General features: G+C 60.1%; 14 protein-coding genes. 11 read left to right on the forward strand and 3 right to left on the reverse strand.

Annotated elements, in window-relative coordinates; genetic code table 11:
- Window positions 1-62: 62 nt before the first annotated feature.
- Together E3O56_RS02380 and E3O56_RS02385 are read left to right on the forward strand one after the other, a co-directional pair.
- On the forward strand, window positions 63-494 hold the full coding sequence (locus E3O56_RS02380; protein WP_003187311.1) for an OsmC family protein: 432 nt from the start codon (window positions 63-65) through the stop codon (window positions 492-494).
- 211 nt (window positions 495-705) lie between these two features.
- Window positions 706-945 carry a DUF1161 domain-containing protein gene (locus E3O56_RS02385; protein ID WP_005783409.1) on the forward strand — a complete coding sequence of 80 codons (240 nt, stop codon included), beginning with the start codon at window positions 706-708 and terminating at the stop codon, window positions 943-945.
- A 1-nt stretch (window position 946) separates the two neighbouring features.
- On the opposite strand, the gene E3O56_RS02390 is transcribed toward E3O56_RS02385, so the two are convergent.
- On the reverse strand, window positions 947-1,369 hold the full coding sequence (locus E3O56_RS02390) for a hypothetical protein (RefSeq protein WP_005783410.1): 423 nt from the start codon (window positions 1,367-1,369) through the stop codon (window positions 947-949).
- 110 nt (window positions 1,370-1,479) lie between these two features.
- On the opposite strand from E3O56_RS02390, the gene E3O56_RS02395 reads away from it, so the two are divergent.
- Entirely contained in the window at window positions 1,480-2,523 is a 1,044-nt protein-coding gene (locus E3O56_RS02395) for an aminopeptidase (RefSeq protein ID WP_248127756.1), read from the forward strand.
- An 85-nt stretch (window positions 2,524-2,608) separates the two neighbouring features.
- Here E3O56_RS02395 and E3O56_RS02400 read toward each other — a convergent pair whose 3' ends face one another.
- Together E3O56_RS02400 and E3O56_RS02405 are read right to left on the reverse strand one after the other, a co-directional pair.
- Window positions 2,609-3,268 (reverse strand): HAD family hydrolase, encoded by a 660-nt coding sequence (locus tag E3O56_RS02400; RefSeq protein WP_103734086.1) that lies wholly within the window; start codon window positions 3,266-3,268, stop codon window positions 2,609-2,611.
- On the reverse strand, window positions 3,265-3,807 hold the full coding sequence (locus tag E3O56_RS02405; protein ID WP_005783413.1) for a gamma carbonic anhydrase family protein: 543 nt from the start codon (window positions 3,805-3,807) through the stop codon (window positions 3,265-3,267). Before E3O56_RS02405 ends, E3O56_RS02400 begins: the two co-directional genes overlap by 4 nt.
- Before the next feature lie 54 nt (window positions 3,808-3,861).
- Between E3O56_RS02405 and prlC the strand changes: the two genes are divergently transcribed.
- The 8 genes from prlC to E3O56_RS02445 all read left to right on the forward strand — a co-directional run bounded on the left by prlC (window position 3,862) and on the right by E3O56_RS02445 (window position 14,115).
- Window positions 3,862-5,961, forward strand: coding sequence for an oligopeptidase A (gene prlC / locus E3O56_RS02410; protein ID WP_177327405.1), 2,100 nt, complete (start codon window positions 3,862-3,864; stop codon window positions 5,959-5,961).
- On the forward strand, window positions 5,958-6,233 hold the full coding sequence (locus E3O56_RS02415) for a YheV family putative zinc ribbon protein (protein WP_248127758.1): 276 nt from the start codon (window positions 5,958-5,960) through the stop codon (window positions 6,231-6,233). Before prlC ends, E3O56_RS02415 begins: the two co-directional genes overlap by 4 nt.
- Window positions 6,234-6,534: 301 nt before the next feature.
- Complete coding sequence (locus E3O56_RS02420; protein ID WP_032878573.1) at window positions 6,535-7,287, forward strand: gluconate 2-dehydrogenase subunit 3 family protein; 753 nt, start codon at window positions 6,535-6,537, stop codon at window positions 7,285-7,287.
- Window positions 7,288-7,289: 2 nt separating this feature from the next.
- Entirely contained in the window at window positions 7,290-9,074 is a 1,785-nt protein-coding gene (locus E3O56_RS02425; protein ID WP_005783418.1) for a GMC family oxidoreductase, read from the forward strand.
- Window positions 9,075-9,086: 12 nt separating this feature from the next.
- A complete protein-coding gene (locus E3O56_RS02430; protein ID WP_032878572.1) occupies window positions 9,087-10,385 on the forward strand; it encodes a cytochrome c in 1,299 nt (432 codons plus the stop codon).
- 81 nt (window positions 10,386-10,466) lie between these two features.
- Window positions 10,467-11,525, forward strand: coding sequence for a PA0069 family radical SAM protein (locus E3O56_RS02435; RefSeq protein ID WP_032878571.1), 1,059 nt, complete (start codon window positions 10,467-10,469; stop codon window positions 11,523-11,525).
- 228 nt (window positions 11,526-11,753) lie between these two features.
- Complete coding sequence (locus E3O56_RS02440) at window positions 11,754-12,482, forward strand: carbonic anhydrase (protein ID WP_005783421.1); 729 nt, start codon at window positions 11,754-11,756, stop codon at window positions 12,480-12,482.
- 85 nt (window positions 12,483-12,567) lie between these two features.
- On the forward strand, window positions 12,568-14,115 hold the full coding sequence (locus E3O56_RS02445; protein WP_216090519.1) for a SulP family inorganic anion transporter: 1,548 nt from the start codon (window positions 12,568-12,570) through the stop codon (window positions 14,113-14,115).
- Window positions 14,116-14,171 lie beyond the last annotated feature (56 nt).

The raw sequence follows: 14,171 nt of genomic DNA on the forward strand, positions 1-14,171 counted from the left end.
TTGCCCACGGGTCTATCCTCAGAACCCTTACTGACGCAAAACCACCGTTCGAGGAGAAAGCTATGAGTATCGTTAAAAAGGCATCCGCGCATTGGGAAGGTGATCTGAAGACAGGCCTGGGTTCCATATCCACTGAAACCGGCGTGCTGCGCGAAGCGCCCTACGGCTTCAAGGCCCGTTTCGAAGGCGGCAAGGGCACCAACCCTGAAGAGCTTATCGGCGCAGCTCACGCCGGCTGTTTCTCCATGGCGTTTTCCATGATTCTCGGCGATGCCGGGCTCAAGGCTGACAGCATTGATACCCAGGCCGAAGTGACCCTGGACCAGGTCGAGGGCGGATTCGCGATCACTGCCGTGCACCTGATCCTTAAAGCCAAGATCCCGGGCGCGAGCCAGGCGCAGTTCGATGAACTGAGCAAAAAAGCCAAGGAAGGGTGCCCGGTGTCCAAAGTGCTGAATGCAACCATCACCTTGGATGCCACGCTGGTCAACTGACACAGCAGTACTCTTGTGTGGGAGCGGGCTTGCTCGCGAATGCGGTGGATCAGCCGATATCTCGGGGACTGACACTCCGTATTCGCGAGCAAGCCCGCTCCCACATTTTCAGTTGTGCGTTAAATCAGAACTCGTGTTTGTAAAATGTGGTCGAATAGCCCATGCAGCCTAGGCGCACACTCGTGCGCAGCGCATTCAGGGAGCTACACACATGAAACGTTTTGCCTTGGCAATCATCTGCGGTGTATTGGCCACTTCGGCCGTGGCCGCGCCAAAAGATTGTGAAGAGCTCAGGAAAGAAATCGAAGTGAAGATCCAGGCCAAGGCGATTCCGTCCTACACCCTGGAAATCATCACTGCCGAAGAAGCCGAGAACCATGACAGCGCCATGATCGTCGGTTCGTGCGAAAACGGTACCAAGCGCATCATCTATCAGAAAAACAATGACTGACTCAGATGCAGTTGACGCTGCGTTCTTCGGCCAGCAACTGGCGCGCTGAGTCATACAGCCGGATGTTGGGCGTGAACGCGAGCGAGCGACCTTCGAGCACATAGCGTTGGCCGGCCTGGAAATGGTCGTACTGCAGGGTCATGAAACAGGTGCGATACATCATCTGGCTAAGGCCCCCCAAACCGCCGCCGGCGGGCACTTCAAAGTCAAAGCGCACCATCAGCTCGTGAGGGCCGGGAGGCATTTGGAAGAAGCGCCCGTCGTTGAGGTTTTTCCCGTCCAGGCGCTGAGCCATGACCAATTTGGAGCCCGGCGTCGGCGTGGTGAAATCCACCCAGGCCTGTTGCGGGTCGACAGGCGGGATGGGGGCCGAAGTGCAAGCGCTGAGCAGGAGGGCGGCAACGGGCAATGGAAACTGACGCATGGCAGGTACTCAACGCGAGAAGAGCCTTGAGTATAAACATGCCGCGCCATGGAAAAATCCCGTTCAAGCGCGATAGTCTGGCGAATAAATCACCCAGGAGCAGTCGGTGCATGATCAGGTGTTTTCTTCCAGGGTTGATGGTTGTGCTACTCAGCGGTTGTTCCAGCGTCAGTTATTACAGTCAGTTGGCGAGCGGTCAGTGGCAGTTATTGCGGGCCAGTGAGCCGGTTGCCGAAGTTATCGCCGACCAGACTCGCCCTCAACTATTGCGCGAGCATCTCGTGCAATCGCAAAAAGCTCGCACCTTTGCCAGTGAGCACTTGCATCTGCCTGATAATCAAAGCTACCGGTTATACGCCGATATCGGCCGGCCCTATGTGGTCTGGAATGTCTTCGCCACGCAGGAATTTTCTCTGGCTCCTGAAAACCACTGCTTTCCCATCGCCGGTTGCGTTGCCTATCGCGGCTACTACAACCAAGGCGCGGCGCGTGGCGAGGCGGCGCTGTTGCGGCAACAAGGCATGGACGTGTCGATCGGTGGCGTCGAAGCCTATTCCACCCTGGGGTGGTTCAACGACCCGATCATGAGTTCGATGATGAGTTGGGGTGATGAGCGCCTCGCGACTCTGATCTTCCACGAACTGGCCCACCAGCGTTTCTACGTGAAGGATGACACCGAGTTCAACGAGTCATTCGCCACGTTCGTCGAGCAGGAAGGCACCCGTCAGTGGCGGGCGGCACGGGGCCTGGCGCCTGTCAGCGATGCGGCGTTGAAGCAACGCGATCAATTCATCCGGCTGATTCTCGATACCCGCAAACGCCTGGAGGCGTTGTATGCGCAGCCGTTGGCGGCGCAGGTGATGCGGCAGGCCAAGGCCGCGCAGTTCGAGCGCTTGCGCACTGAATACCGGCAGATGCGTGATAGCCAATGGGGTGGCGACAAGCGCTATGACGCTTGGATCAACCAGCCGATGAACAATGCGCGACTGTTGCCATTCGGGCTGTATGACCGGTGGGTGCCGGCGTTTGCGGCGTTGTTTGCGCAGGAGGGTGGGGATTGGGTGAGGTTTTATAAGACGGTGGAGAGGTTGGGCGGGTTGCCGGTGGCGCAGCGCAAGGCGGCGTTGAGGCAGTTGGAAGGGGTTGGCCGTTAGGGCCTCATCGGGGGCAAGCCCCCTCCCACATTTTGATATGTGAACACATTCAAGTGTGGGAGCGGGCTTGCTCGCGAAAGCGGTTTCAAGAGCGCTGCAAAAATGCCTGGTGCATCTGTGCCAACGTCTCGAAGTGCCAGGTCGGCGCTTCGGCACTCAACTCTTCAAAACTGCCGAACCCATACCCTACCGCCGCCGAATCCAACCCATTGCTGCGTGCGCCGATCAGGTCATGCTTGCGATCACCGATCATCAAGGTTGTGGCCGGGTCCAGCCCTTCCTCACGGATCAAGTGGGCGATCAACTCGACCTTGTTGGTACGCGTGCCGTCCAGTTCGCTGCCGTAAATCACCTTGAAGTGCTTGGCAAAGTCGAAATGCCGCGCAATCTCGCGGGCAAATTCCCATGGCTTGGAGGTGGCCACGTACAGTTGGCGCCCTTGGCTGTTGAGTTCCTCCAGCAATGGCATCACGCCGTCGAACACGCGGTTTTCATACAGCCCGGTGACCTTGAAGCGCTCGCGGTAGAAATTCACCGCTTCCCAGGCCTTGGCCTCGTCGAAACCGTAGAAGTGCATGAACGCTTGCAGCAGAGGCGGGCCGATGAAGTGTTCAAGCTTGGTCAGGTCAGGTTCGTCGATGCCCAATTTGCCAAGGGCGTACTGGATCGAACGGGTGATGCCCTCACGCGGATCGGTGAGCGTGCCGTCCAGGTCGAAGAGGACCGTTGGGTGGTTGAGGGTCATTGATCGAATCCTTCTGCCAGGTGCAGGTCCTTGAGCTTCACGTAGTTCGCAGCGCTGTAGGTGAAAAAGGCGCGCTCCTTGTCAGTCAGCGCGCGGACCTGTTTAACCGGGCTGCCCACATACAAAAAACCACTGTCGAGTTTCTTGCCGGGTGGCACCAGGCTGCCGGCGCCGATGATCACGTCGTCCTCGACCACGGCGCCGTCCATCACGATGCTGCTCATGCCGATCAAGACGCGGTTGCCCACCGTGCAACCATGCAGCATGACTTTGTGGGCGATGGTCACGTCGTCGCCGATCAGCAGCGGGAAACCATCAGGATTGAACGGCCCTGCATGGGTAATGTGCAACACGCAGCCGTCCTGCACACTGGTGCGTGCGCCGATGCGGATGCGGTGCATGTCGCCGCGAATCACGGTCAGCGGCCAAACCGAGCTGTCGGGGCCGATTTCGACATCGCCGATCACCACCGCCGAAATATCGACAAAAGCCCCGGCGCCCAGGGTTGGCGTGTGGTTCTGATAGGTGCGAAGGGTCACGATAGCCTCTCTCTCTTCTGCTGATAGCTGCGGTGGGTGTTGATTGTAATTAAGATGGCCCCATCTTTGTTCTTACATGTTTCTTCAGCCAAGGTGCCAACCGTGAGCGCGAACAACCCTCTTTTGCAGTCCTACGACCTGCCGCCGTTCTCGGCGATCCGTGCCGAGCACGTCCAGCCGGCCATCGAACAGATCCTCGCCGACAACCGTGTGGCTATCGCAGACATCCTGCAAAGCCAGGGCAAAAATCCGACATGGGCCGGTCTGGTCCTGGCCATGGATGAACTGAACGACCGCCTTGGCGCTGCCTGGAGCCCGGTCAGCCACCTCAATGCAGTGTGCAACAGCGCCGAGTTGCGTGAAGCCTACGAGGCTTGCCTGCCCGCCTTGAGTGCCTACTCCACCGAGATGGGCCAGAACCGTGAACTGTTCCAGGCTTTCGACGCCTTGGCCAACAGCCCCGAGGCCGCCGGTTTCGACGTGGCGCAAAAAACCATTCTGGAACACTCCCTGCGCGATTTCCGCCTGTCGGGTATCGACCTGCCGCCGGAGCAGCAAAAGCGCTACGCCGAAGTGCAAAGCAAGCTTTCCGAGCTGGGCAGCAAATTCTCCAACCAGTTGCTGGACGCTACCCAGGCCTGGACCAAGCACGTCACCGATGAAGCCACCCTCGCCGGCCTGACCGACTCGGCCAAGGCGCAAATGGCTGCCGCCGCCCAGGCCAAGGGCCTCGACGGCTGGCTGATCACCCTGGAATTCCCCAGCTATTACGCCGTGATGACCTATGCCCAGGACCGCGCCCTGCGTGAAGAGGTCTACGCGGCCTACTGCACCCGTGCGTCGGACCAGGGCCCGAATGCCGGTCAGAACGATAACGGCCCGGTGATGGAACAGATTCTCGACCTGCGTCAGGAACTGGCCCAATTGTTGGGTTACGCGTCCTTCGCCGAGCTGAGCCTGGCGACCAAGATGGCCGACTCCAGCGACCAGGTGCTGAGCTTCCTGCGGGACCTGGCCAAACGCAGCAAGCCGTTCGCCACACAGGATCTGCAACAGCTCAAGGCTTACGCCGCCGAACAAGGCTGCGCCGACCTGCAAAGCTGGGACAGCGGTTTCTATGGCGAAAAATTGCGTGAGCAGCGCTACAGCGTGTCCCAGGAAGCCCTGCGTGCTTACTTCCCGATCGACAAGGTGTTGGGCGGCCTGTTTGCCATTGTGCAACGCCTGTACGGCATCGAGATTGCCGAACAGAAGGGCTTCGACACCTGGCACCCGGACGTTCGCCTGTTTGAAATCAAAGAAAATGGCGAGCACGTCGGGCGCTTCTTCTTCGACCTGTATGCCCGCGCCAACAAGCGTGGCGGTGCCTGGATGGACGGTGCCCGCGATCGTCGTCGCACCGTCGATGGCGTGCTGCAAAGCCCGGTCGCCAACCTGGTGTGCAACTTCACGCCAGCCGACAGCGGCAAGCCTGCGCTGCTCACCCACGATGAAGTCACCACCCTGTTCCACGAATTCGGCCACGGCCTGCATCACCTGCTGACTCGCGTCGAGCACGCCGGTGTATCCGGGATCAACGGCGTGGCGTGGGATGCGGTGGAATTGCCGAGCCAATTCATGGAGAACTGGTGCTGGGAGCCCGAGGGCCTGGCGCTGATCTCCGGCCACTATGAAACCGGCGAGCCCCTGCCCCAGGATCTGCTGGAAAAAATGCTCGCGGCGAAGAATTTCCAGTCCGGCCTGATGATGGTGCGTCAGCTGGAGTTCTCGTTGTTCGACTTTGAGCTGCACGCCACTCATGGCGATGGCCGCAGCGTGGCGCAGGTGCTTGAAGGTGTACGTGATGAAGTCTCGGTGATGCGTCCGCCGGCCTACAACCGCTTCCCCAACAGCTTCGCGCACATCTTCGCCGGTGGTTATGCGGCGGGTTACTACAGCTACAAATGGGCCGAAGTGCTTTCGGCCGATGCCTTCTCCAAGTTCGAAGAAGACGGTGTGCTCAATGCCCAGACCGGGCGTGCGTTTCGCGAAGCGATCCTGGCGCGTGGCGGTTCCCAGGCGCCGATGGTGCTGTTCGTCGACTTCCGCGGACGGGCGCCGTCGATTGACGCACTCTTGCGCCACAGCGGCCTGAGTGAGGACGCGGCAGCATGAGTGAAGCGCCTGTGATTACCAAAAAGCAATTTATCGCCGGGGCGGTCTGCCCGGCGTGCAGTGAGCCGGACAAGTTGAAAATGTGGACCGAAGACAGCGTGCCGCACCGCGAATGCGTGGCCTGCGGGTATACCGATACGTTGAATGATCAGGGGCTTTCGGTGCCCAAGGAGTTGGGCACGCGGGTCAATACATCGGCATTGAAAGCGCCGGCGGATTCAAAAGTGCAGGCGGTGCAGTTCTTCCCCAATCCCAAGCTAAAAAAAGACTGACAACCCTTACGCGTACCAAAAGTGGGAGGGGGCTTGCTCCCGATAGCAGTGTGTCAGCCAACTGATTGGTTACTGATACACCGCCATCGGGAGCAAGCTCCCTCCCACTGTTTTGCGCCCATTTATGCGACTTAGGTCGCTGAATCTCTCCTCGGCATCCTTAGCCTGCTATCATTTGTAACTATTGATTGCGGCTGCGATCTATCTCATTGGATCGGTTGTATCCAATATGCCGCTAAAAAAAGACAAGCCGTTCACAGAAGCGGCTGCCAAACCCGTGCCCACATGATGAGGTATACCCATGTCTGATCAAGATCAAGACAACCCCCGGCGTGACTTTCTACGCAAATCCTTGACCTTGATCCCGGTGGTCACGGTTGCCAGCACCGGCCTGGGTGGTTCGATGCTGATGGCCACGCCGGAGCCTGCCCAAGCGGCGCCGGCCAAACCTGCGACGAGCGATAAAGCCTATGAGCCGAGCTATTTCACGGCCGAGGAATGGGCGTTCATCAACGCCGCCGTCGAGCGCTTGATTCCGGCTGATGCCCAAGGCCCTGGCGCACTGGAAGCTGGCGCGCCGGAATATATCGACCGCCAGATGAACACCCCTTACGCCAGCGGCGCCCTGTGGTTCATGCAAGGTCCCTTCAACGCCGATGCGCCGCCGGAAATGGGCTGGCAGAGCAAATTGGTACCCAAGGAAATCTATCGCCTGGGTATCGCTGCAACGGACGCTTGGTCGAAAGCGTTCAACGGCAAGGCTTTTGCTGCGCAAGACAGCGCTACCCGAGACGACATGCTACGCCGTCTGGAGGCTGGCGGCAGCGAAGTTGCCGCGCACTTCGACGCCGTGCCGCCAAAGATGTTCTTTAACCTGTTGCTGCAAAACACCAAGGAAGGTTTCTTCTGCGACCCGATCCATGGCGGCAATAAAGGCATGGTCGGCTGGACCATGATCGGCTTCCCCGGCGCCCGCGCCGACTTCATGGATTGGGTGGAACGCAACGAGCAATACCCCTTCCCGGCTGTTTCCATTCGCGGCGAGAGGGCATAAACGTGGCGACCATCATGAAGAAAGTGGATGCGGTGATTGTAGGCTTTGGCTGGACCGGCGCGATCATGGCCAAGGAGCTGACGGAAGCAGGCCTCAACGTGGTAGCGCTGGAGCGCGGCCCGATGCAGGACACTTATCCGGACGGCAACTATCCCCAGGTCATCGACGAATTGACCTACAGCGTGCGTAAGAAGCTGTTCCAGGACATTTCCAAAGAGACAGTAACCATTCGCCATAGTGTGAATGATGTGGCCCTGCCCAACCGTCAACTCGGTGCGTTCCTGCCGGGTAACGGCGTGGGCGGCGCGGGGCTGCACTGGTCGGGCGTGCATTTTCGTGTCGATCCGATCGAGTTGCGTATGCGCAGCCATTACGAGGAACGCTACGGGAAGAACTTCATTCCCAAGGACATGACCATCCAGGATTTCGGCGTCAGCTATGAAGAGCTGGAGCCGTTTTTCGACTATGCGGAAAAAGTCTTCGGTACCTCCGGGCAGGCCTGGACGGTCAAAGGTCAGTTGGTAGGCGAAGGCCGTGGGGGCAACCCTTACGCGCCGGATCGCTCCAACCCGTTCCCGTTGGAGGCGCAGAAGAATACGGTCTCCGCACAACTGTTTCAGAAAGCAGCGACGGAGGTGGGTTACAAGCCTTACAACCTGCCGTCGGCCAATACGTCGGGGCCATACACCAACCCCTACGGCGCGCAGATGGGACCGTGCAATTTCTGCGGCTTTTGCAGTGGCTACGTGTGCTACATGTATTCCAAAGCGTCGCCGAACGTGAACATCCTGCCGGCCCTGCGCCAGGTGCCCAACTTCGAGTTGCGGCCCAATTCCCACGTACTCAAGGTCAACCTCGACAGCACCAAGAAAAAAGCCACCGGCGTGACCTATATCGATGCCCAGGGCCGCGAATGCGAGCAGCCGGCAGACCTGGTGATTCTGGGCGCGTTCCAGTTCCATAACGTGCGCCTGATGTTGCTGTCGGGCATCGGCAAACCCTACGACCCGATTACCAATGAGGGCGTGGTGGGCCGCAACTTCGCCTACCAGAATATGGGCACCATCAAGGCGTTCTTTGATAAGGACACCCACACCAACAACTTCATCGGCGCGGGCGGCAATGGCGTGGCCATCGACGACTTCAACGCCGACAACTTCGACCACGGCCCCCACGGCTTCGTGGGGGGCTCGCCGATGTGGGTCAACCAGGCGGGCAGCCGGCCGATTGCCGGTACTTCCAACCCGCCGGGCACGCCGGCCTGGGGCAGCGCCTGGAAGCGTGCCACCGCCGATTACTACACCCACCAGGTGTCGATGGATGCCCACGGTGCCCATCAATCCTACCGGAGTAACTATCTGGATCTGGATCCGGTTTACCGCGATGCCTACGGCCTGCCGCTGCTGCGCATGACGTTCGACTGGCAGGAAAACGACATCAAGATGAACCGCTTCATGGTCGAGAAAATGGGCAAGGTCGCACAGGCGATGAACCCCAAGGCCATCGCCGTGTTGGGTAAAAAAGTCGGTGATCACTTCAATACCGCCTCTTACCAGACCACCCACCTCAACGGCGGCGCCATCATGGGCACCGACCCGAAAACCAGTGCGTTGAACCGCTACCTGCAGTGTTGGGATGTGCACAACGTGTTCGTCCCGGGCGCGTCTGCTTTCCCACAGGGCTTGGGCTATAACCCTACCGGCCTGGTGGCAGCTTTGACCTATTGGTCAGCTCGAGCAATCCGCGAGCAGTACCTGAAAAACCCCGGCCCACTGGTTCAGGCATAAGGAGCGATGACCATGAAAGCACTCGTTATCGCCTCCCTGGCGCTCTTCAGCAGCTGCTCGGTGAGCGCTGCGGAATCTGACTTGATCAAGCAGGGTGAATACCTGGCACGTGCCGGCGACTGCGTGGCTTGCCACACCGCCAAAGGCGGCAAACCCTTCGCCGGTGGCCTGCCGATGGAAACGCCCATCGGCGTGATCTATTCCACCAACATCACCCCGGACAAGACCGGCCTGGGCGACTACAGCTTCGAAGACTTCGACAAGGCCGTGCGCCATGGCGTCGCCAAGAACGGCAGTACGCTTTACCCGGCGATGCCCTATCCGTCCTACGCGCGTGTCAGCGATAGCGATATGCAAGCGCTGTATGCGTATTTCATGAAGGGCGTCGAGCCGGTCGCCCAAGAGAACAAGGACAGCGATATCCCCTGGCCTTTGAGTATGCGTTGGCCGCTGGCCGCGTGGCGCTGGATGTTTGCGCCGGCGGTCGAGACGCAACCGTCACCAGCCGCAGCGGATCCGGTGATCAGCCGTGGCGCGTACTTGGTGGAAGGCCTGGGACACTGCGGCGCCTGCCATACGCCGCGTGCCCTGACCATGCAGGAAAAAGCCCTGAGCGCCACTGACGGCAACGACTTCCTGTCCGGCAGCGCGCCGTTGGAGGGCTGGATTGCGAAAAGCCTGCGTGGCGACCACAAGGACGGCCTCGGCAGCTGGAGCGAAGAGCAACTGGTGCAGTTTCTCAAGACCGGTCGCAGTGACCGCAGTGCGGTGTTCGGTGGTATGAGCGATGTTGTCGTCCACAGCATGCAGTACATGTCAGAAGATGACTTGACCGCTATCGCCCGTTACCTCAAGAGCCTGCCGGCGGTGGACCCTAAGGATCAGCCGCACCAGTACGACAAGCAGGTGGCCGAGGCGCTTTGGAAAGGTGATGACAGCAAGCCGGGCGCCTCGGTGTATATCGACAACTGCGCGGCCTGCCACCGCACCGATGGCCATGGCTATACGCGGGTGTTCCCGGCGCTGGCGGGTAACCCTGTAGTGCAGACGGCGGACGCCACGTCGTTGATCAACATTGTGTTGAACGGCGGTACCTTGCCGGCGACGCATACCGCGCCGTCCACCTTCACCATGCCGGCATTCGCCTGGCGGCTGTCGGACCAGGAAGTGGCCGATGTGGTCAGTTTTATCCGTGGCAGCTGGGGCAACCAAGGTGCGCCGGTAAACGCCAGCGATGTGGCAGGCCTGCGCAAAAGCGATATGCGCACCACGTCGGGCGATGATCTGGGGCAGGTGACGCAAAAGCACTGATCCCACTCTAGCCGCCCAACGGCACTGGTCAGCAACCCCGCGCCTCGATACTGTATATAAAAACAGTATCGAGGCGTTTTCATGACTACTGCGCTGCCGCCCCGGGGTCGGGGCACGGCCACCAACCTGCACAACCGGTTTGCACCTACGGTCAGCGTGGCCGAGGACGATGGCTGGTACCAGGAGGTGCCGCCCACTCAAGGCACCGAAGTGCGTATCGAAACGGCCAAGACCATCATCACCCGCAACAACTCGCCGGACTTGCCGTTCGATCGCTCGATCAACCCTTACCGCGGCTGTGAGCATGGGTGCATCTATTGTTATGCACGGCCCAGCCATGCCTATTGGGACATGTCCCCGGGGCTCGACTTCGAGACCCGGCTGATTGCCAAGAGCAATGCGGCCGATGTGCTGGAGCAGCAGCTGTCCAAGCCTGGCTATGTGTGCGCGCCGATCAACCTGGGCTCTAACACCGATCCGTACCAGCCTATCGAACGCGAATACAGGATCACGCGGCAAACCCTTGAAGTGCTGCTACGCTACCGTCACCCGGTGACGATCATCACCAAGGGCTCGCTGATCCTGCGTGATCTGGACCTGCTCACCGAGTTGGCCCGTCAGCGCCTGGTGGCGGTGATGATCAGCCTGACCAGCCTGGATGACGAGCTCAAGCGCATCCTGGAGCCACGCACGGCGGCGCCGAAGGCGCGGTTGCGGGCCATTCGGGTGATGCGCGACGCGGGTATTGCGGTGGGTGTGTTGTGCTCGCCGATGATTCCGATGATCAACGACAGTGAGCTGGAAAACCTGCTGACCGAGGCTCATGCGGCCGGTGCGCAAAGCGCGGCGTACATGATGCTGCGCCTGCCGTTGGAAGTGGCGCCGCTGTTCGAGGAGTGGCTGGCGGCACACTACCCGCAGCGTGCGGCTCATGTGATGAGCCTGGTGCGTCAGGTACGCGGTGGTGAGGTGTATGACAGCCGCTTCGGTGTGCGCATGCGGGGTGAAGGGCCCTTTGCCGATTTGCTGGCTCAACGCTTCAGCAAGGCGATCAAGCGTTTGGGGCTGAACCGACGCGAAGGATTCAACCTGGATTGCACCGCATTCTGCCCACCGGGCAGACAGATGACATTGTTGTAAACTGAAGAAGATGGCGGTGAATTTACCGTAGGAATAGTCGCCTTTTGACATCACTGAAACCCGCGATCTAGAGCGTTTCATTCAGTTTGAGTTAAGTTTCAGCGGTTACCTTGTTCAGCGAGTGACTGACGAGTCGGTGCCCTGTTCTGCGGTGGTTTTACAACTATTTCACTGCCCTGGCGTCGAACTGACCTGAACCCTCCCCTGCATTGATCAAGAGGATGAATCATGAGTGACAAGGATAAACAGCCGTTGGCTGCGTCGGCTTCAGCCCCTGTGGCGGAGTCCGCCGATGCAGCGCTGCAACACATCGTTGACGGTTTTTTGCATTTCCATCACGACGTCTTCCCTCAGCAGGAAGAACTCTTCAAGAAACTTGCCACGGCCCAGAGCCCGCGGGCAATGTTCATTACCTGCGCCGACTCGCGCATCGTGCCCGAGCTGATTACCCAAAGCTCCCCGGGCGACCTGTTCGTGACCCGTAACGTCGGTAACGTGGTGCCTCCCTACGGCCAAATGAACGGTGGTGTCTCCACGGCCATCGAGTATGCGGTGCTTGCCCTTGGTGTACAGCACATCATTGTGTGCGGGCACTCCGACTGCGGCGCGATGCGCGCGGTACTCAACCCAGACAGCCTGGAAAAGATGCCGACGGTCAAGGCATGGCTGCGTCACGCCGAGGTCGCCAAGACCATGGTCCATGACAACTGCGACTGCGCCAACGAAGGCGAGAGCATGGCGGTGCTGACCGAAGAGAACGTTATCGCCCAACTGCAACATTTGCGCACCCACCCTTCCGTGGCTTCGCGCATGGCCAATGGTCATTTGTTTATCCATGGCTGGATCTACAACATCGAGACCAGCGAAATTCGGGCCTACGATGCGGACAAAGCGGCGTTCCGACCGCTGAACGGCACCGAGCCGATCCCTTCAGCGACGCCTAAAGCGCGCTTCTAAAACACTTCCCTGCCGGGTAACGCGGTGGCTGCCATGGACGCAGCCAGGCTTTACCGCGCCCGGCGAATGCCTCGGGAGAGTCATCATGCGTGCTGCTCAATTGAAAGCTGTTTTGCCACGAGAGCTGCTCGCCTCGGTGGTTGTTTTTCTGGTTGCCTTGCCGCTGTGCATGGGCATTGCGATCGCATCCGGTATGCCGCCGGCCAAGGGGCTGATCACCGGGATCATCGGTGGCCTGGTGGTGGGCTGGTTGGCGGGGTCGCCGCTGCAAGTCAGCGGCCCGGCGGCGGGTTTGGCGGTACTGGTGTTCGAACTGGTGCGCCAACACGGCATGATGATGCTGGGGCCGATCCTGCTGCTGGCCGGCTTCCTGCAGCTGGTGGCCGGGCGTTTGCGCCTGGGTTGCTGGTTTCGTGTCACGGCGCCGGCGGTTGTCTACGGCATGTTGGCGGGGATCGGCGTGTTGATTGTGCTTTCGCAGATCCATGTGATGCTTGATGGGGCGCCCAAGCCATCCGGGCTGGATAACCTGGCAGGCTTCCCGGCGGCGGTGGCTGAAGCGCTTCCGACCTTGGGTGGCGGGCTCGGGTGGCAGGCCGGCCTGCTCGGTCTGTCGACCATGTTGGTCATGTACCTGTGGGACAAATTCCGCCCGCGGCAATTGCGTTTTGTGCCGGGCGCCCTGCTGGGGGTGGGGCTGGCGACCGTCACCAGCCTGGTGCTGGCCCTGCAGGTCAAGCGCGTGGAGGTCCCGGAAAATCTCGCGGATGCCATTGACTGGCTGCGCCCCAGCGATCTGCTCAACCTGGCTGACCCACAGCTGTTGATCGCAGCTTTCGCCGTAGCGTTTATCGCCAGCGCTGAAACCCTGCTGTCTGCCGCAGCGGTGGATCGTATGCACAGCGGCCAGCGTTCCGATTTCGATAAGGAATTGTCTGCCCAAGGTGTCGGCAACATGCTCTGCGGCCTGGTGGGTGCCCTGCCGATGACCGGCGTGATCGTGCGCAGCTCGGCCAACGTCCAGGCCGGGGCTACCACTCGCTTGTCGGCGATGTTCCATGGCCTGTGGTTGCTCGGCTTCGTGCTCTTGCTGTCGAGCGTGCTGCAAAGCATTCCGGTCGCGAGCCTGGCGGGTGTGCTGGTGTACACCGGGATCAAGCTGGTGGACGTCAAGGCGTTCAAGGCGCTGGGGCGTTACGGGCGGATGCCGATGTTCACCTATGCGGCCACGGCACTGGCGATCATCTTCACCGACTTGCTGACCGGTGTGCTGGTGGGCTTCGGACTTACGCTGCTCAAACTGGCCTTCAAGGCTTCGCGGCTGAAAGTCAGCTTGATCGACCTGCCTCAAGAGGGGGAGATGGAGCTGCGCTTGACGGGTGCGGCGACCTTTCTGAAAGTGCCGGCGCTGACTCAGGTGCTGTCGGCGGTGCCTGCGGGGACCACGTTGCATGTGCCGCTGAGTAACTTGAGTTACATCGACCACTCTTGTCTGGAATTGCTGGAGGAGTGGGGACGGGCCAATGCGGCCAAGGGCTCGACGCTGGTGATCGAGGCACGGGGATTGAAGCGCCGGCTGGAAGGCCGAGTGCGTACGACGGTGGGGATAGGTTCGGCGCCGCCTGTTACCTGACGAAACCCGATCATAAAATGTGGGAGGGGGCTTGCTCCCGATAGCGGTGGACCAGT

The organism is Pseudomonas sp. W2Aug9, assembly GCF_023127755.1.
GTDB classification, from domain to species: domain Bacteria; phylum Pseudomonadota; class Gammaproteobacteria; order Pseudomonadales; family Pseudomonadaceae; genus Aquipseudomonas; species Aquipseudomonas synxantha_A.